At 43.6% G+C, this 18511-nt stretch carries 13 protein-coding genes and 1 pseudogene; all 14 read left to right on the top strand.

Going from position 1 to position 18511, the window contains the following annotated elements:
• The first annotated feature begins 10 nt into the window (after positions 1–10).
• The 14 genes and pseudogenes from D3H55_RS00955 (at position 11) to D3H55_RS00890 (ending at position 18483) form a co-directional block, all read left to right on the top strand.
• Positions 11–289, top strand: coding sequence for a YwqI/YxiC family protein (locus D3H55_RS00955; protein WP_119544963.1), 279 nt, complete (start codon positions 11–13; stop codon positions 287–289).
• Positions 290–303: 14 nt separating this feature from the next.
• On the top strand, positions 304–1746 hold the full coding sequence (locus D3H55_RS00950; protein ID WP_119544961.1) for a ribonuclease YeeF family protein: 1443 nt from the start codon (positions 304–306) through the stop codon (positions 1744–1746).
• A 33-nt stretch (positions 1747–1779) separates the two neighbouring features.
• The gene (locus D3H55_RS00945; RefSeq protein WP_119544959.1) at positions 1780–2481 is read left to right on the top strand and encodes a hypothetical protein; all 702 of its coding nucleotides are present in this window, start codon (positions 1780–1782) and stop codon (positions 2479–2481) included.
• A gap of 349 nt (positions 2482–2830) precedes the next feature.
• Complete coding sequence (locus D3H55_RS00940; protein WP_119544958.1) at positions 2831–3268, top strand: hypothetical protein; 438 nt, start codon at positions 2831–2833, stop codon at positions 3266–3268.
• Between the two features lie 78 nt (positions 3269–3346).
• On the top strand, positions 3347–4141 hold the full coding sequence (locus tag D3H55_RS00935; protein WP_119544956.1) for a hypothetical protein: 795 nt from the start codon (positions 3347–3349) through the stop codon (positions 4139–4141).
• Positions 4142–4187: 46 nt separating this feature from the next.
• Positions 4188–4913 carry a hypothetical protein gene (locus D3H55_RS00930; protein ID WP_119544954.1) on the top strand — a complete coding sequence of 242 codons (726 nt, stop codon included), beginning with the start codon at positions 4188–4190 and terminating at the stop codon, positions 4911–4913.
• A 465-nt stretch (positions 4914–5378) separates the two neighbouring features.
• A complete protein-coding gene (locus tag D3H55_RS00925; RefSeq protein ID WP_119544952.1) occupies positions 5379–5672 on the top strand; it encodes a WXG100 family type VII secretion target in 294 nt (97 codons plus the stop codon).
• Between the two features lie 79 nt (positions 5673–5751).
• Positions 5752–5991, top strand: coding sequence for an ESX secretion system protein YukD (yukD, locus tag D3H55_RS00920; protein ID WP_119545175.1), 240 nt, complete (start codon positions 5752–5754; stop codon positions 5989–5991).
• Between the two features lie 14 nt (positions 5992–6005).
• Positions 6006–7325 (top strand): type VII secretion protein EssB, encoded by a 1320-nt coding sequence (gene essB, locus D3H55_RS00915; protein ID WP_168412917.1) that lies wholly within the window; start codon positions 6006–6008, stop codon positions 7323–7325.
• Positions 7326–7347: 22 nt separating this feature from the next.
• Positions 7348–11349: pseudogene (gene essC / locus D3H55_RS00910) on the top strand (type VII secretion protein EssC); the annotation flags it as partial.
• Positions 11321–14341 carry a type VII secretion protein EsaA gene (gene esaA / locus D3H55_RS00905; RefSeq protein ID WP_119544946.1) on the top strand — a complete coding sequence of 1007 codons (3021 nt, stop codon included), beginning with the start codon at positions 11321–11323 and terminating at the stop codon, positions 14339–14341. The pseudogene essC and the gene esaA, both read left to right, overlap by 29 nt.
• Positions 14331–14813, top strand: a complete 483-nt coding sequence (essA, locus tag D3H55_RS00900) for a type VII secretion protein EssA (RefSeq protein ID WP_119544944.1) — start codon at positions 14331–14333, stop codon at positions 14811–14813. Before esaA ends, essA begins: the two co-directional genes overlap by 11 nt.
• 105 nt (positions 14814–14918) lie before the next feature.
• Complete coding sequence (locus D3H55_RS00895; RefSeq protein WP_119544942.1) at positions 14919–16856, top strand: DUF2207 domain-containing protein; 1938 nt, start codon at positions 14919–14921, stop codon at positions 16854–16856.
• 166 nt (positions 16857–17022) lie between these two features.
• A complete protein-coding gene (locus D3H55_RS00890; RefSeq protein ID WP_119544941.1) occupies positions 17023–18483 on the top strand; it encodes an aldehyde dehydrogenase family protein in 1461 nt (486 codons plus the stop codon).
• Positions 18484–18511: the final 28 nt, after the last annotated feature.

Below are 18511 nucleotides of genomic sequence, written 5' to 3'. Positions count from 1 at the left end.
AGGTATCTTGATGGGGAATGAAATCCGCTTGGTGCAGGGTGAGATAGAAGAGAATCTCTCAAAAATAAAAGCGTCCGCAGACTCTCTTCAGCCTGACATGCCAAATGATATTGGACAGGGAAATCATTTGGATGTGGTTACTAAGTTGAATGAGTTGAATCAGACAATGGAAATGATGCTCCAGAGTTATAAAGAACTGCTCATCAGAAATGAAAGCTCGACACGGGAAGCCGTCCATAGTATGAGGGACACTGATCAGAATTTGTCTTCGCATATCAAAGTCAGGTAAGGAGAGGAACCAGGATGAAAACACTTGATGTGATGTCACTGGAAGCAGGAATTGACCAACTTCTTAAAACATTGAACCGGCAAAAAGATCAAATGATGGAAATTGAGTCTGCGGTCAGCCGTTTTGTCTCTGATGATGCTTCATTCAAAGGGAGAGGAGGGCATTCAATCAGGGCTTTTTATCAAGATTCCCATCAATCCTTCCTGGAGTTCTATCAGCAGATGGCAGCTGCCTATGAGGCTGCCTTAAATTCCATAAAAAGCGAGGTCCAAGGGCTTGAGCCTGCTCAAAATGGTTATATACAGGAGGGCTTCCTGCAAAATGAAATAGAAAATGGTTTGAATCGTGGAAGAGACATCGTCATGGATTTAACAAGTGAGTCTAATGGGACGATTCAAAGTGTACAGGACATCGTCTCACTCCCAAGATTGACGGACGCACATTTTCTCCAAGAAGTGCATACTGCAAGACAGCAAAAAGATCAAACGGTGGAAAAGCTTCATCAATTTGACCAAAGCCAATCAGCCAATCTTGAGCCTGTCCAGCAAAATGTGGAATTGATGAATCAATACATCCAGCAGATTCAAGGTCTTTTCTCCAGCGGCAAAATCTCCATCGATTCATATCAGCCCAATAGCTCTTACAACCCTGATTATGAGGCTGACAGCGGGTCAACGAACCCTTATTTTGATTTGACCAATAATCCACGATTTGTTGAAAACGGAGCCGAAGCAGCAGATACCGTAAATGGACTTCAGCCTGAATGGGACCCGACACCGACCCTTGGCATCAACTTTGATCAATGGCGGGACCAGCCGATTAATGCGGCCGCCAATCTGGGTGTGGTCACTGCAACGGGGTACGGGGCTGCGAAAAGAGTGAATCTTGCCCGCCATGGATTTGGCGTTACAAAAAGCTATTATACGACAGCGCAAGGGAAAGAAAGAGTAAGGTTAAAAGTAGATAGGCCGGAATTATACAATGTAAAAAAGAAAACGTATTCTGGTGCGAATGCTACAAATCATACGAGGCTCTATAAACTGGTGGATCCAATGACAAGCGTGAAAGAATCCTTCAAATGGTCGGGAAACAAAATTGGATATATAGGGCTGGGAGCGACAGTAGCCGGCGATCTGTACTATGGAAACCAAGATGGATTATCCGGCAGTGAGATTGCAGGGAACATAACGGGAGATGTCGTTGTAGCGGGTGCCTCCATCTGGGGTTCCGCTTTTGCTGGTGCCCAGGCAGGTGCTTATGCAGGAACATTAGGCGGGCCTGTCGGTATAGCTGTAGGTGCTGTGGCTGGAGCTGTAGGGGGAATTGTGGTGACCACTTTATTAAGTGATTTAAAGCTTATGGATGTTGATGGCGATGGAGAAAGTGATTCTGTTGGGGATGCGATTAAAAAAGGGACTACAGCACTGATTGATAAAGTTGGTTCGTGGTTTGATTGAGAAAGTAAAGAAGAATTTTAAGAGGTGGCAGAGTTGAAAAAACATCAAGATATAGATCCAATCGCACTATCATATTTGAATTTGCAGAGACCATTGGATAACAGGAGGAACGTGATCGCGTTTTTAATCATTTTCCTGGATCTCATTGGGCTGCTTCCTATATTGGGTGAGCCCTTCTCATCGGCATTTTTCTGGCCGGCAGTCATTCCGGTGGTCCTCTTACACATTTGGGCGATCCCATATATTGCAGATCCTTTCAAATATGAGAAATCCTATTACCTGTTCCTGGGGGTATATGGAATCGTTAATACATATATTTATTTTTTGGTTATCCAGAAGTTCTTGTACGTCAATATAGGCATTGATAGCAAGATGCCTTTCATTGCGGGATTAGTTCTGCTGATTGCATTGCTTGTGTCCTTTCAAATTTTCAATGTAAAAATGCTGTACTCCGGTACATATGCAAAGCTGCAGAAGAAAGGGAATAAACTAAAGCTTTCCCCATTCATAGCAGCATCAAGTCTAGGCTATATCATCGCCCAGATTCTCATTTCTTCGTTTATGACTGAATCTCTGTTCATGACCATCATCATTACAGGGGTAGCAATATTGTCCATATTGACTGCTTTCTTTTCAACCTCCCTGCACCGGTACTACTTTATCCAGAAGAATGAAGACACTGTAAAAAAAGTCTATCCTCAATTCGCTCTGCCAAAGAATCTAAGGAAAAGTTAAGGGGAAAAGACTTCTTTAAAATTGGTATTTCTTTTTAAAACTGCTCACCGATATGAGGTTATTATTTTTAAATTTATTGTTTGTGCTATTAAAACAGGGAGGATTGGAGCGGAAGGTGTACGACCTCCTGCGGGATTAGCGGGACAGGTGAGAGAAGCTGAGGAGGCCAATCCAGCTCCAGCGGCCAGCGACTAGCAGATTTCGGTCTCTCTCCTTGCGATAAGTCATCATCGAATCACTCCGTTCTTCGTGATTCCTTTATCTCATGCGAGAGTCCTCCACCTGGAGCGGAAATCCACTTCTCTTTAACGCTTTTTTCGGAACCAATTTATAGGGAGGTATGCTCAATATGTTCTCAAAAAAGAAAACTGAAGAAACCCATTATTGTATCGCTATTTTTACAGAGCGAGAACTTATTAATGAGGAATACGACTATCAATCAAACAAAATCATGGATGTGGCAGAGGAAAAAATAGTCATGGTCACTGAGATGAGTCTTACTGATGAAATAAAAGAAGAGGTAACAAATCGACTTCCCGGCATAAAAATCGACCTTCCAAGCTATGGCGTTTTCAAATTTGATGGAAAGAAGTTAGAGGAAGAAACAAAAAAGATGGAAAAGAAGTTTAAATGGAAGAAATTTTTTAATAACATCCCTCTTGATGAATACTTGATTGTTGAACATGAAGTAGCATATGATCCCGGTCAAATTTGTTATTTTACAACAGATATGGATAGTCTCATAACTTTTCTGAAAGAAGAGAGCCATGGTGAGCAGGCATTATGAAGAAGCAGCGTTTATATGCAGTTTTGATAAATCCCTAAGGAAATAATTGATTGGGTCATGAGATGAGGAGGGTTCACATTGGCAAACTGGAAGCTGACAAATGAAGATTTATATTTACTCGTTAAAATGCTGGGCGGAAAAGTACTGATAGGTGTATCCAATCCATTTCCTCATTATGGAGAAAATGAGTTGGAGAAAGAATGGGAAAGGATGTTCAAAAAGCTTCATGGCATGGAATTAGTGGATTACATAGATGGAGAATTAAAATTCGACGAGCCCTTCATCGGTGCCATGTGGGTGTTGGCAAGAAGCAAGTTGGTGGCCGAGGTTGTGATAGACGAAGAAGAACAAAGCCTTTTTTATTTTAGTGATGAGATAGTTGTCGAATGCATGAAAGAAGATGAATCCGGTTTTAGAATCTATACTCATCCGGCTCCGGAATGGACAATGAAGCAGGTAATCTTTCCAAGGATGCTGATGGGTATCGAGGATCGGACTGTCCGTATGAATGACCTCCTGTGTTTGCTCCCGAGGGATTATGATCAGTATTCCAAGGAACAAGACATATTCAACCTGGATCAAGTTCGTATAAATAATGAACTAGGCGAGAATAGTTTGCTGGTTAAGCAGTTCAGGAGGTCAGTGCAGAGGAAAATTCATTCCAATAGACTGATGGTATTTTACAGAAGTGAATCTGAATGGGCCATTGAAGGGGTACATGTTCTCTCTTCTCCATCCTATAATTGGACGCTGAGGATGGTCAATAAAGATGGGATTGAATGGCTGCACGCCAGGCAGGCAGCGGGTGAAGTGTTGGTGAAGGAAATTACCGGGACTTTCGAAAGGGTGAAACAGAAGCAGCAGGTTCATTGAATAGGACCGGGGCGGAGAAAATCAAAAGATAAGCAGGTGTAAGCTTATGAAAAACAAGCAAGCCATTAATGAGATAATGTTATCTTATTTGAACCTGCAGACTCCTAAAGAAAATAGGGGTAATATTTTGGTTTTCGTTCTTATCTTGACAGACCTGATAGGGGTATTGCCGATCTTGGCGCAGCCTTTCTCCTGGACATTCTTCTGGCCTGTGATAATTCCAACAGTGCTGATTCACCTTGCCGCAATTCCTTTAGTTCTCACTCCATATAAACTTGAACTACCTTACTATTTATTCATGGGGATTTACGGTATCTTCAATGCATATCTATATTTCTTAGTCGTACAGAAGCTAGTTTATCTTCATATGGGAGTTCAAGGAGTGCTTCCATTCGTTATGGGATTGTTCCTATTAATAGGGCTGCTCGTCTTATTTCAGGTCTTCAATTTGAAAATGCTCTACTCGGGTACGTATTACAAACTGCAAAGAAACGAAATGAAGATTAATACATATCCATATCTGGCTGCTGCCGGAATCGGCTATGTTATAGCGCAGTTCCTGATGTCTTCTTTTTTTACAGATTCTTTTCAAATCATCATTATGGTCGTCCTTTACTCTCTGATTTCGTTGGTACCCGCCTTTTTTTCAATATTTCTTCATAAGTTTTTCTATCTAAAGAAGAATATAGTTTCAGTAAGATCGTTATATCCTGAGTTTGGTCTTTCAAAAAAGGCAAGGGAATCAGCCAGACGGGAGAAAAGAGCTCAATAGACAAGGAAGAAAATGAATAGGTAATAAGTTAACTCAGTTCTGGAAATGATTATCTTACACCGTGAAAAAAGTCTGTATTTTTCGATAAAAAAAGGTTTATAGAAGTAAAAATAAGGATATAAAGTAAGGACTTGTAACTAAGGGGCTTCTATTCCATAATATTCATCACCCAGGGAAGGTCCAGGGGCTCGTTCCCATACTATTCACCCAGAATTCCGTAAGGATAATTATGCCAAATGTCCCTTGAAGAATATAGAGTAATAGTCAAATAGTTTCCTTTTTCCTGGAAGAATTGAGTTGGATGGGTGTTTGTAATACTATATTAATGAATGTATGGAAACAATTTACTTTATTTTGGGAGAAAACGGGTTACATAGGTTTTAAGAATCTGTTTTTCTTATATGGGTATTCTGATATGAAATAGATGATTACCACCAATACTTATGAAAAGGGAGATGAATTAATATGTCAGGAATTATTCGTGTTACCCCAGCAGAATTGATCAGTATGTCCAACCGTTACACAAGTGAAAGCAGCCAGGTAGGAGAACAGATTTCACGTCTGGATAATATGATTTCTGAACTTGAAGGCATGTGGGAAGGTGAATCCAGCCGTGCATTCGCCGAACAATATCAAACGCTCCGCCCTTCATTCCTGCAAATGCAGCAGCTGCTAGAAGACATCTCAATGCAATTGACCAGCACAGCCAAGTCCCTTGAAGACGCAGATGCTCAAATTGCCAATCAAATTCGCGGATAAGGTTATCCCGAACATTTTAAACAAGAAGGAGCGCTTATTGATTTATGGGGCGCTCCTTCCTTATGAGGTGAAACCTGACATGTATATCGAAATCACAATCGACCTGGACCGTTACGATAAAGACTGTTTTGATTTAAGGCTATCAAACTATCATACTGTAAAAAAAATGATTGATCTTGTGTGGCAGACTCAGAAGCTTGGATCTGAACCAAGGGACGGATATTGGATCCGGGTCGTGAACAAAAGGAAAGTGATTCCGGGCAGCATCCGGCTTATGGATGCGGGAATCCGTTCTGGAGACCGTATTGAAATTCTATGAAGGAGACCAGGATAATGTCACAAAAAAAAGGATCATACCTGCAAGATAAGCTTGAAGCAGCAGTACATAGAAAAGAAAACAAGATGACATTGATCTTTCAAAAAGAAAAGATACGACTGGATGATATATCGGAAATCAGCATTCTCAAAAGCATAGACCCTGCCATAGAGAAAGAAATCATAATGGAAAATGATGAACTGCAAATCAGGAATATCATTCCGGACGGCTTTGCTTTTCCATCCCAATTAAGAGGCAGTGATAAGGAAAGGTTAATGTGTTCCCTCCAGCTCGTTCAAAAAGTCGAGAGGCATAACCTGACCCGCCTGCACCTGATTGTCTGTCCGGAAAACATTGTTTTTGACCAGGGATTGACCCCGCATTTCATCCATTATGGTGTCAAGGAAAGTCTGCCCCCTTATGAAAAAGATGCTGATCTCCTGCTGAGGGAGACGAAGGCTGCCGCTGCTGCCATCGCTGACAGGCAGCATACATTTGAGGAGTATATGAAGTTTAATGAGACACTTAAATTGTCACCAGCTGCTGAAAGAATCTTGAAAGCAGAGAGCATGGAACAGCTCGGCGTTGTCATAAACGACTTGATAGAGGAAACCAAAAAGACTGATTCCCTTTTGATGTCTGTAAGCAAGAAGAAGTGGAAGTTAAACAGATATGTCCTGCTGGGGGTATCGATCCTCTTAATTCCCGCCCTTATCTATTCCATTTATTCGCTGTTCTTCATGTATCCAAAGCAGGAAAGGGTGGTAGCCGCACAGGAAAGCTTTCTCCTTAACAAGTACAGTGATGTGGTGACGGAACTACAGCCTTATGATATTGAAGAAATTCCGAAGGTCACTCAATATCAGCTGGCACTATCCTATATCATCAACGAATCACTGACAGAGGAGCAGAAGGAAAATGTCCGTAACACGGTGTCACTTCAATCCGACCCGCTTTATTATGAGTACTGGATCAATATCGGAAGAGGGAAGGCGGAAGAAGCCTTGGAAGCAGCGAGATTCCTCGAGGACCGGGATTTGATCATGTTCGGGCTCTTGAAATACCGTGAGCAGGTAAAAGCGGATGGAGATCTCGACAGTGAAGAACGGCAGCAGAAGCTGGATGAAATCGAAAGTGAAATAGCGGAATATGAGGATGAGATGAAAGCTCTTGAGGACGAACAATCTCAGGTTGAAGAAACGATAACAGAACCAGAACCAGAAACAAAGGCAGAAGAAGCCAAAACAGAAGAGAATGCAGCTCCGAAGCAGGACCCTGCAGCTGCTGAGGAGAAATCCTCCAAACCTGAAGCAGATGATAAGAAGAAATCTGACTAACAAACGAACTGGGGGTCAGCATATGTATGCCTTATGGGTGTTCCACGATCACTACTATCAATCGATCATGATCGGAAATCAAAATGAAAGAATCACTCTGGGACCGGGGTTGGAGGATTCCATTACAATCCTTTCACTGTCTTCGGCTATTCAGGTTGAGGCTTCAGGAGATGCTGTCATGCTTTATCAAGACGGCAAAGAAGCAATTGTCCTTGAACCCGGACTGAAAAATACAGTGTCCGCAGGCGATAAAGAAGTAGATATTGTACTGACTTCATATCCGGGAGGCCCTAGAACATACTACATCGGCCACAAAGAAGAAATCAGTATTTCTGCTGATGATCCGCAAGCAGACATTCATCATAAATACAGGGGGGGCACGGAAAGTTCCTTTTTCCTGTATAGAAATGAACAGGAAGACTGGGTGGTGGATGCAGGAGAATCATCTTCTCTGTATCACAACGGACATCTGGCGGCCGGGGAGAAAAAGCTGAAAATGGGGGATATCCTCTTTTCCCCTTTCATGACCATTACCTTGTTGGAAAACGATTTAATCGAGATACATAGCATTGAAGACTACCAAACAGAATTAGTTGAGTCCATCCGCCCTACATCTGAAATGCAGAAAAAGTATCCTAATTACCGGCGTACCCCGCGGATGGTGTATGAGCTCCCTGATGATAAGGTGCAGCTGTCATTTCCGAGCCAGGAATCGAGTGATAACAACCGAAGCCTGTGGCTGATTATCCTTCCTCCATTGATGATGCTGATTGTCATGGGAATTGTAGCCATTGTGATACCGAGGGGAATATTCATCATCATTTCCATGGTGATGTTCACAACGACCCTTGTCACCTCGACTGTCCAATTCTTTAAAGACAAAAGGAATAGAAAGAAATCACAGGAGAGAAGGACACGCATATACACTCAATATTTAGAGAGCAAGAGAAATGAACTGCATAAGCTTGCCGAGAAACAATCAGATGTCCTGCACTTCCATTTTCCCTCTTTTGAAAGAATGAAATATCTTACAGAACAGTTGTCAGGGCGCCTCTGGGAAAGGGGCATTGAAAGTCCGGACTTTCTTCAGTTCCGTTTAGGGAGGGGGACATTGCCTGCCAGCTACAGCATTTCCGTCAATTCGTCCGATTTATCGAATCGGGAAATGGATGAGTTGATGGAGGAATCGCAGAAACTGGAAAGGACATACCGTGAAATTGATCACCTGCCTGTAACAGCAGATCTGTTTAAAGGAGCAGTTGGTTTGATCGGGAAGGAATCTGTTTATAAAAAGGAGATTCATCAGCTCATCGGTCAATTGGCTTTTTTCCATAGTTACCATGACGTAAGATTCATTTTCATTTTTCATGAAGAGGAATATACGGACTGGGAATGGATGAAATGGCTTCCGCACTTTCAATTGCCGCAGTCATTCGCTAAAGGATTTATTTATAACGAGAAAACAAGGGATCAAATCCTTTCCTCCATATACGAGGTCCTTCGTGAACGGGATATTGAAGAAGATTCGGAGAAAATGCGCTTTGCACCTCATTATGTTTTTATCATTACAAATCATCAGCTTATCTCTGAACATGTGATCCTGCAATACCTCGAAGGAGAGTACGCTCATTTGGGGATGTCTGTGATTTTCGCGGCAGAAGCAAAAGAAAGCTTGTCGGATAACGTCCATACACTCATCCGTTATATCAATGACAGGGAAGGGGATATTCTGATCCAGGATAAGAAAGCCGTAAAGATCCCGTTCCGGATGGACGAGTTTGACCGGGAAGGAAGTGAGCAGTATGCCAGGACCCTGCGTACTCTCAATCATCAAATCGGTATGACCAACTCGATCCCGGAAAGCGTGTCTTTTTTGGAAATGCTGAAGGTCAAGGATGTTGACCAGCTGCCAATCGAAGAAAACTGGATGTCCAGGGAGTCCGCTAAATCGCTGGCTGTCCCAGTTGGATTGAAGGGGAAGGAAGATGTCGTCGAACTGAACCTGCATGAAAAGGCACATGGTCCTCATGGGCTTCTGGCCGGGACGACGGGTTCAGGTAAGAGTGAGTTTTTACAAACGTACATTCTTTCTTTGGCCGTCCATTTTCATCCCCATGAAGTAGCATTCCTGCTGATCGATTATAAAGGCGGTGGAATGGCACAGCCATTCAAGGATATGCCGCACCTGTTGGGGACGATCACCAATATTGAAGGAAGCAAGAACTTCAGTTCCAGGGCACTTGCCTCCATAAAAAGCGAGTTGAAACGGAGACAGCGATTATTCGATCGCTACGGGGTCAGTCATATTAACGACTACACGCGGCTCTACAAACAGGCGAAAACAGAAGAACCTCTTCCGCATCTTTTCCTCATTTCTGATGAGTTTGCAGAATTGAAGAGTGAAGAACCGGATTTCATTAAGGAATTGGTCAGTGCGGCACGTATAGGACGAAGCTTGGGTGTTCACCTCATTTTGGCTACTCAGAAGCCTGGAGGCGTGATTGATAACCAAATTTGGAGTAATGCAAGGTTCAGGGTCGCATTGAAAGTGCAAAACACCGAGGACAGCCGGGAAATCCTCAAGAATGGGGATGCGGCTTCTCTTACAGTTACAGGAAGAGGGTACCTCCAGGTTGGAAACAATGAGGTGTATGACTTGTTCCAATCTGCCTGGAGCGGTGCGCCTTATCAAGAGGAATCGTTTGAAGCAGAGGATGAAGTGGCGATTGTCACCGATCTGGGATTGATTCCGATTTCAGAATTGGCGGCGAAACCAAGCCACCAAAAGGAAATGGTCAGTGAAATCGATGCGGTTGTAGATCGTATTGAAGCGCTTGAGAAGCAGTTGGACTTGAAGAGGCTGTCCAGTCCATGGCTCCCTCCATTGGCCAATCGTATCTATCGGACGGGATTCCCGCAGATGGAAGAGAAAAAGATCCTCCTGGCTATGGTCGATGAACCAGAGAAACAGAGCCAGACCCCTTATCATTATGAGGTTGTTGAAGATGGAAACGTCGGTATTTTTGGTTCATCCGGTTATGGAAAGACCCAAACGCTCATCACCCTATTGATGGGAATGGCCGCTCAATTCACACCTGAGGAAATTCATTACTACCTCCTTGACTTTGGAAACGGAGGACTATTGCCATTAAAGCAGCTGCCTCATACAGCGGATTACTTCCTGATTGATGAGGAAAGGAAGATAGAGAAATTCGCCGGGATCCTCGATGATGAAATTGCCCGAAGAAAACAGCTGTTCCAGAAGCAGGAAGTCAGCTCGATTAAAATGTACAACACGGTCAGTGAAGAAAAGCTTCCCCTCTTATTCGTCACCATCGATAATTTCGATTTGGTCAAAGAGGAAATGCAGGAGCTGGAAACAGAAATCAATCAGTTTGCTCGTGACGGACAGTCACTCGGGATTTATATGTTCTTTACCGCGACAAGGGTGAATTCCATCCGCCAGTCGTTAATGAATAATCTTAAAACGAAGGTAGTCCATTATTTAATGGACAGTTCAGAAGCCTATACCATGCTGGGAAGGCTGCCATTTTCACCTGAAGCCATACCGGGAAGGGCCATTGTGAAGAAAGATTCCGCGTATTTCTCTCAAGTCTTCCTCCCGGTCGAAGGAAAGGATGACTTTGAACAGCTGACTTTATTAAGGGAGGATATTCAGCTGCTCAATGACAAGTACACTGGAATGGCTTCACCAAAGCCGGTGCCAATGCTTCCTTCAGAATTGACAATGGTCAACTTCACCCAGTATACCGGTTCAAGGAAACAGGAAGGCCTTCTTCCAATCGGCCTGGATGAAGAATCTGTCAGCCCGGTGCATGTGAATTTCAATAAAACAAAACACTGCCTGGTATTGGGGCAGGCACAAAAAGGAAAAACAAATGTCCTTAAAGTCCTGGCCAATACAGCTCTTCTTCAGGAAAGTGAGCATATAGCCCTCTTTGATTCCATAGACAGGGGGCTGTCAAAGTACACGCATGACAGAGAAAGTAAGCCTGTTCAAACTTTTGTTAGCAGTCATGATGATTCTTGCAACTCCTCTTCTCTTTTTTCGTTCAGTTGGTGAAAACCCGCTGAAAGTGAAAGAAAACGCCACGCAGTCCATAGCTATCGTAAATGAAGATGCAGGGACGGAAATCGACGGTGAGCCTTTGGCGTTCGGAGGGGACCTCCCAACCATATTGGGGGATCAATCCTCATTTGAATGGACGGTTGTCAGCAGGAGTGCCGGGGAAAATGGTCTTCAAAGTTCTAAATATGACGCTGTAGTATATATACCCTCGGACTTTTCAGACAAGGTCATGACCTATGATGAGGAAAGGCCGGAGAAATCAAATCTGAACTACAAAGTTCAAGCACAGCTTAATGCTGTCAACAAAGAAAAAGTCTTATTGGAGATTGAAAAAGCTACAAAGAAAGTCAATCAGAAAATGTCTACGCTCTATTGGAATTACGTGTCAGCGGACATGGAAAACATCAGGGCTGAGTTCGATCAGATCCTTGAAAAGGAACAGGCTTTCCAAACAACGATGCTGTCTTTCTACAAACCAAGTTCCAAAGATCTGGCTGGCCAGATTGAGCAGCAGTCATCGATGCTTGCAAATCTGCAAAATTCGATACAGCAGGCTGACAGCCGGTCACCTGAACAGCAGAATACAATGGAATCCTTTCAGCAAAGCCTTTCCGGTTTTGTTGAATATGTAGATCAGTACCGTGAATATCAGGATAACCAGAAACAATTACTGGCCGAAATTCAAGCGCAATCTGTCCAGATGATTAATGAATCGACTCAGAATCAACAGCCGCGTTACTTGAAATCCAAATCATTGTTCTCGGAACAAAGTGAAGCCCTGACCGCAGGCTTGACACAGGTGAACAGCAACATGGAGAGCAACCAGGAGCAGTTGACGAATTTGCAGCAGCGGAGATTTGACGAAGTTGAAAGACAGGTTGAAGATTTCTATTCCTTCCAGGAACGGGTATTGACCTTCTATCAGCAATTGCGGGATACCACTGCATTAAATAATCTTCAGGGAAATATCTTTGAACTCAACAACAAGCTGGCTGAAGGAGATGGGCAGATATTTGATCCGCCGCCTGTCCCGGACCCTCCTAAGCCGCCGGAAGAGGACGAGGAAGACGAACCGGATGTTCAACCGGACGTTACCTCACCAGAAGAGGGTGAAACCGACCCCGATGAACCAGGAGAGCCGGGTGAACCAAGTGATCCTCCGCCGGCTCCAGTGAACCTCACTGAGGAAATTGAAGAATTGAAAGCAATATCTGATGAAATGGTAAAATTGAAAGAAACTTTGGAGGAATTAAAGGAGCCAACGGTTGACTCAGTAACTGAGGCTGCCAAAAAACTGGAAGAGATTAACAAGGAAATTGGTGTAGTTCACCAACAGCTGAGCGAAAAAAATGACACATCGGTAAATCCCTTACAGGCTGTTGTGGATCAGTTACAAAGGGACATTGCAGGGTTGAAAGAAGAAATTGAGACACTTGGCAATGCAAGAGCTGGATTGACAAAAAAAATTGATAAACTGAACACCTATATTAAGGAGTTAGAAGATTATAGTAAGAGTCTGCTAAAAACAAATGCGGCGTTAACGAAGGAATTGGAAATGTTCTCTGACAACGTCAGGAATATTGGTGCAGCTATCGAGGAAAAAGAGAATGCCATCTTGAATTCAGCAGCTTTATCCCAAAGCAGGTACAACACCTTATCCGGTTATTTTGCCCGCGGAATCAACAACTATAAGCTTATTGACCTGCTTCAATATTACTCTTATCTTGACCGATATGAGTCAGTCCTGAACGGGATGCTGACTGAAAATGGCGTCAAGGCTGCAGTTCTGCAAGATGAAGAGTTGAAAAATGAAGTAAATGAAATCCTGAAGGTGAACCAGGCTGAACAGACAGAGTGGGATCAAATGAATGCAGCGCTGCCAGATACAGAGGACGCACTCAATACTCTTCAGGACTCCTTCACTGTCTTTGCTGCAGAATACAACCAAACACTTGATGACCAGCAAACACAGCTTTCAGAGAGCCTGACTGCCATCAATCAAGAGGCAGAGAAAGTATTGAACAGGATTCAGCAGCCTGAGCAAACGGCTCCGACACCGGCTTCTGGTTTAACAGGTCCTGACTTAGTTGGAAATCAGCAGCAGATCGGGAGTGAAATCAAGACCATCCATTCTTTCCTGGATAATGTAAGCGAGAGCCAGACCACTATCGTGTCTTATACGGAAGAACTCCGCTCAAATATCACGAACGTGCAAAGTGATGCTGACACATTGAATAATAAGTGGGCAGCCAATGTTGCTTCCACTCAATTGATACGTGATGATGTCTTCAGTGTTCTAGGCAACGCTTTTGTGGACGGACAATCCAATGGATATGTATATGACTTCCTGACAAGTCCCCTGAATGTTAAAGGGGATGTACCAGAGGAGAAGAAAGCCAGTGTTATCCCACCGGTGGTTGTCTTGTTCATCGTCCTGTTATCCAGCTTGCTTATCGGATATACAAGCTACTATTTCCAAAACGCACCGTTCTGGGTTCAAGGAGTCATTTTCCTGCTTTTGAATCTCATTGTCGGATTTGTCATCAGCCTTTATGGTCTGGAGATATACCCACTGGTGGAATCCCGGTCGGTAGAATGGACAATCTTTACGATTCTTTTATTGCTGGCTGGTTCAGGACTGGTACGGGTCGCTTTTTCAGCCCATCGTTTATTAGGGTTGTTCATCTCGGTAGGGCTCATTGCCCTTTTTGTCACACCATTGCTGGCTTTAACGACACCTAACTTTAATTTCAAGGATCCTATGTCTGCTGTGTACATGTCGATCCAATATGGTACCGATTCAATGTTCAATCAAGCGGCGGTCATCTTAGGGTTGGTCGTCATTGGACTCGCTGCAGCGCAGGTGTTATTGAATAGAAGGTCCAGCAGACAGCAGGACGAGGGATCGGAAGCGTATGAGGGATAAAATCCTGGCCATTCTGATCTTAATGAGTGTAATAGGCACTAGCTATGCCATTCCTGTATCGGCCAATACCAATATCAATGAGCTCATACCGAATGACTATCAGGATAATAAATTCAAGAAGAATAATGATCTTCTCCATGACCAGTCATCTACTGAAAAAGTTGAGATTCCTGAAGAACAAAAGGGATTGACGTTCAAAGAGGCAGCTGGCAGCAGGTTAGATGCATTGAAGCAACGTATTTTCCAAGGTGAAGAGAAAGGAACCAATACGATCAAGGCAAGGTCGGAGAATCTGAAATTGTTCAGCGGGGCTGAAAACTCTGCGAGATTGGGAGATTTGGAAGAAACCCCGCAAGATTCTTCATCCCTCTCTGTGTTGATTTCAGTCTTTGCCGGGGTTTGTATCCTCCTTCTCATTCTGGTTATCGTCATTTGGAATAGATCTGATCAAGGAAGGCAAGGCGTGAAATGAAGCATTGGAAGGGATCCCGTTCACTGCGGGATCCTTTTCATTTTTGAAGAAGTAAACTGTAAAGCCAGGTTGAATTCTGCTTTTATAAGAGGGGGTGTTTCAAGAATGAATAGGTTCATCAAGATACTGGTTCTTCTCCTTTTTCTCTTCGCATTAGGACAGACTGCGTATGCAAAGTCCTATAGTATCGATGAAGTGCACATTCGTGCCTGGATACAGCCGAATGGAAATCTGCTGGTGAATGAAGTATTCACCTATACGTTCAATGGTGATTATGAAAGCATTAGAAGGTCCATTCACCAAGAAAATCATGAGGGTGTGGAGTGGTATGAAGCCTATGAGCTCATAAATAAAGAGGCGGAAATCGGTTTTTTGGAGGAAAGAGATTTGCAATCCCTGAAAGTGCAGAAGGAGGGAAATACCTATCGATCTCCTTTCCCGATATCGAACAGCACCAGAACCTTTGTGTTTGCTTATGAACTTAGGAATGCGGTTGATTCGTATGATACCTATAGTGATTTGACTGTCCCTTTCTTTAATTCCGGTTCCAACCATGATGTTGACTTGAACAATGTTACGATTGATTTTGTTTTTCCTGAAGAAGTTGAACCTGCTAATTATGCTGCATTCTATCATGGGCGTGCTGGAAACATTCAGGAGAAAGGTCCGAGTGTTGTAAGATTTACTTCACCTGTATCAAAAATGTATTCCCTGACTGAGACACGCCTCCTCTTTCCATCAAGTATCATGACAGCGCAAGAAAAGACAGAAGCACCATCACCGCTGAAAAAGGTCATCGCCGGAGAGGAAGAGCGCAGGGCTGAATCCGCTCTTAGGAAAGCACAAATGAAATCCTTTAATAATATTCTTTTGAGTCTGGCTGTATTGCTTGGAATGGCAGTCCTTGTTTCAACCCTGGGGCATTTCCTGAGCAGGTTGAAGGGAAGAAGTGAACCCATTGATGCCCTGGAGACGGACCCCCTCCTTTTTTATCTTGTAATTAAAAGAGGGAAATTTTCACATATGGGGTTTATTGCCGGGATATATTCCTTAGTTGAGAAAGGATTGGTATCGGTGCGTAAAGAGAAGTCAACGAGCCGGTTCCTCAGTGACTCCCGTTCCCCTGATGAGACATTGTTCTTCACTTTAAAAACCGATGAGGACAGCCTTACCGAGATGGAAAAGAAACTGGTGTCCTGGGTGTTCAGGCGAAAAGGCAGGAACGGTTCTGCTTCTTTTTCCATGAATGACCTCGCAGGTGCCACAAAAATGGAAAAAGATCAAAAGCGTCATTTAAAGAAGTATCATTCAAAGGTGAAACAGTTTAAAGAACAGGAGAAAGAATGGTTTTCTGACGTAATAATGGAAGCAAAAGAACACGGCCTTTTGAGAGATACATGGTTTAAGATCATGACGAGATTCGTTCCGGTCCTTATCTTGGCGGCCATATTAGCAGCCTGTTACTTTGATCAGCAAAGTACTCTTTTGATTTCGATATACACCGGCATCAGCGGTGTGTTTCTTTTATGGGGATGGAAATTAAGAGCGAAGTGGCCATACGCTGTTTTTGGTCTCATTTCCATATTTACTGCAGCGCAAATATATAACGAACGAGCATATACCCTGTTAGTTATCAGTGCTGTATTCTTTATAATCCTTCTATTCCTGGTGCCCCGCCATACTGTGTCAGCCGATGCTCTAGGTGTGAGAACCGGTATAATGAGGTTCAAGAAGCAACTAAGAAGAGAGGGAATCCCTGCAGAAGGAGTGCTGGATAAATGGATGATACGATCCATGATGATCAAGGGCAGGCCTGGAGTAAAAAAGGTTTGGCTAAATGGTGTCCAAGATGAAGCTGTAATCTCGAGGGCACCGTTAACCGCTTTGGTCATGTCCGATCAGAATCCTTATGTATTCATTGCGAATTCATGGAAGTGGAGTATCCCTCCTGCTGCTCCATCGTCAGGCTCAACTGATGCAGGTTATTACGGAGGTTCCGACGGCGGTGGCGGAGACGGAGGGGGAGGAGCCGGGGCGGATTGAGCATTTATACATTCCCATTCAAATAGTGTTTAATCAACCATATTCAGTTTCCTGAATATGGTTTCTTTATGTTTGATAGAAAATCATTTAGGATAAATAATTTCTGTCGCTGAAAAGATCACTACTATATAGAAGAATTCCACGTAAAAAAGAGAGGAGAATTAAAATGGAGAAGTTTGAACAGTACACCAAGAGCTTCATCAACGGTGAGTGGACCAGGGGTGAAAGCGGCCGGACCATTGATAATTTGAATAAATATGATGACTCCGTAATCAATACCTTATCTTTGGCAACGGCTGAACAACTTGAAAAAACGTTTCTGATTGCAAAAGATGCCCAGAAGGAGTGGGGCCGGACGTCTGCGGAGGAAAGAGAAGAGATTCTCCTGAAAGCAGCTGATTATCTAGAAAAGCATAAGGATGAAATTGTCCCGATCATCTCAAAAGAAACCGGGGGCAATGTCGTAAAAGCCCATGTTGAACTTGAACTGACCATCGGCCTGACAAGAGAAGCAGCGAAAATGGCTTATCACCTGGAAGAAGTCCAGGAAGTGGAATCTATGATTGAGAATAAAGTGAACCATGTTCATCATCTGCCGCTCGGAGTCATTACTTCCATTTCGCCGTTCAACTTTCCGATGAACCTCTCGATGAGAACGATTGCCCCTGCTATTGCCTTGGGAAATACAGTAGTTCATAAACCGGATATTCAAACGAGCTTGACTGGAGGAGCCATCATTGCCAGGGCCTTTGAACAAGCAGGGCTCCCTGGAGGTGTATTCAACAGCATTGTAACCGATCTTGAAGAGATAGGCGACGATATGCTGACAACGCCTCATTCCCAGCTCATCAGCTTTACAGGATCGACTCCTGTTGGCAAGCACATCGGCAAAATTGCCGGGGGCATGCTGAAACGAGTTGCATTGGAGCTCGGCGGGAATAACCCATTCATTGTGCTTTCAGATGCGGATGTTGACAGAGCTGTAGATGCTGCAATATTTGGGAAATTCATTCATCAGGGGCAGATCTGCATGATCATCAACCGGATTATTGTGCATGAGGAAAAATATGATGAGTTTATAGAGAAATTCACCGAAAGAACGAAGCAGCTTCCATACGGTGATCCAACCGACCCGAACACAGTGATTGGTCCATTGATCAATAACGGCCAAATCGAAAAGGCGCTTGGGTTTATAGAATCAGCGAAGAAAGCCGGAACTAAATGTGTACTGGAAGGAAAGCGTGAAGGGAATATCCTGACACCGACGATTTTTGTAGATGTCGACAATAAGAGCGAGCTTGCCCAAACGGAACTTTTCTCTCCGATTGTTTCAATCATCAAAGCAGAAACGGATGATCAGGCAATCGAATTGGCAAATGACACAGAGTTCGGCTTAAGTTCTGCGATCTTTACTTCGGATTTGGAAAAGGGAGAAGAACGTGCCCTTAAAGTCGAAAGCGGAATGACCCATATCAATGACCAGACTGTCAACGACAGCCCGACCGTCCCGTTTGGCGGTACGAAATCAAGCGGAATGGGAAGGTTCGGGAATCCTTGGGTGACAGAAGAGTTCACCCAGACAAAATGGGTTTCTGTCCAGAAGGAGTACAGGGAATATCCGTTTTAAATCATCTGGAAGGACTTGCGTATTCAGA

Origin of the sequence: Bacillus salacetis (assembly GCF_003581585.1) — a bacterium.
Taxonomy (GTDB): domain Bacteria; phylum Bacillota; class Bacilli; order Bacillales; family Bacillaceae_B; genus Rossellomorea; species Rossellomorea salacetis.
This window is presented reverse-complemented; position numbering and strand designations above follow the sequence as displayed.

What these genes read in the sequence shown, in the direction of transcription:
- esaA (WP_119544946.1), top strand. Translation starts at nt 11,321, where the DNA reads ATGACAGAGAAAGTAAGCCTGTTCAAACTTTTGTTAGCAGTCATGATG.
- yukD (WP_119545175.1), top strand. Translation starts at nt 5,752, where the DNA reads ATGTATATCGAAATCACAATCGACCTGGACCGTTACGATAAAGACTGT.
- D3H55_RS00895 (WP_119544942.1), top strand. Translation starts at nt 14,919, where the DNA reads ATGAATAGGTTCATCAAGATACTGGTTCTTCTCCTTTTTCTCTTCGCA.
- D3H55_RS00925 (WP_119544952.1), top strand. Translation starts at nt 5,379, where the DNA reads ATGTCAGGAATTATTCGTGTTACCCCAGCAGAATTGATCAGTATGTCC.
- D3H55_RS00940 (WP_119544958.1), top strand. Translation starts at nt 2,831, where the DNA reads ATGTTCTCAAAAAAGAAAACTGAAGAAACCCATTATTGTATCGCTATT.
- D3H55_RS00930 (WP_119544954.1), top strand. Translation starts at nt 4,188, where the DNA reads ATGAAAAACAAGCAAGCCATTAATGAGATAATGTTATCTTATTTGAAC.
- D3H55_RS00955 (WP_119544963.1), top strand. Translation starts at nt 11, where the DNA reads ATGGGGAATGAAATCCGCTTGGTGCAGGGTGAGATAGAAGAGAATCTC.
- essA (WP_119544944.1), top strand. Translation starts at nt 14,331, where the DNA reads ATGAGGGATAAAATCCTGGCCATTCTGATCTTAATGAGTGTAATAGGC.
- D3H55_RS00890 (WP_119544941.1), top strand. Translation starts at nt 17,023, where the DNA reads ATGGAGAAGTTTGAACAGTACACCAAGAGCTTCATCAACGGTGAGTGG.
- essB (WP_168412917.1), top strand. Translation starts at nt 6,006, where the DNA reads ATGTCACAAAAAAAAGGATCATACCTGCAAGATAAGCTTGAAGCAGCA.
- D3H55_RS00950 (WP_119544961.1), top strand. Translation starts at nt 304, where the DNA reads ATGAAAACACTTGATGTGATGTCACTGGAAGCAGGAATTGACCAACTT.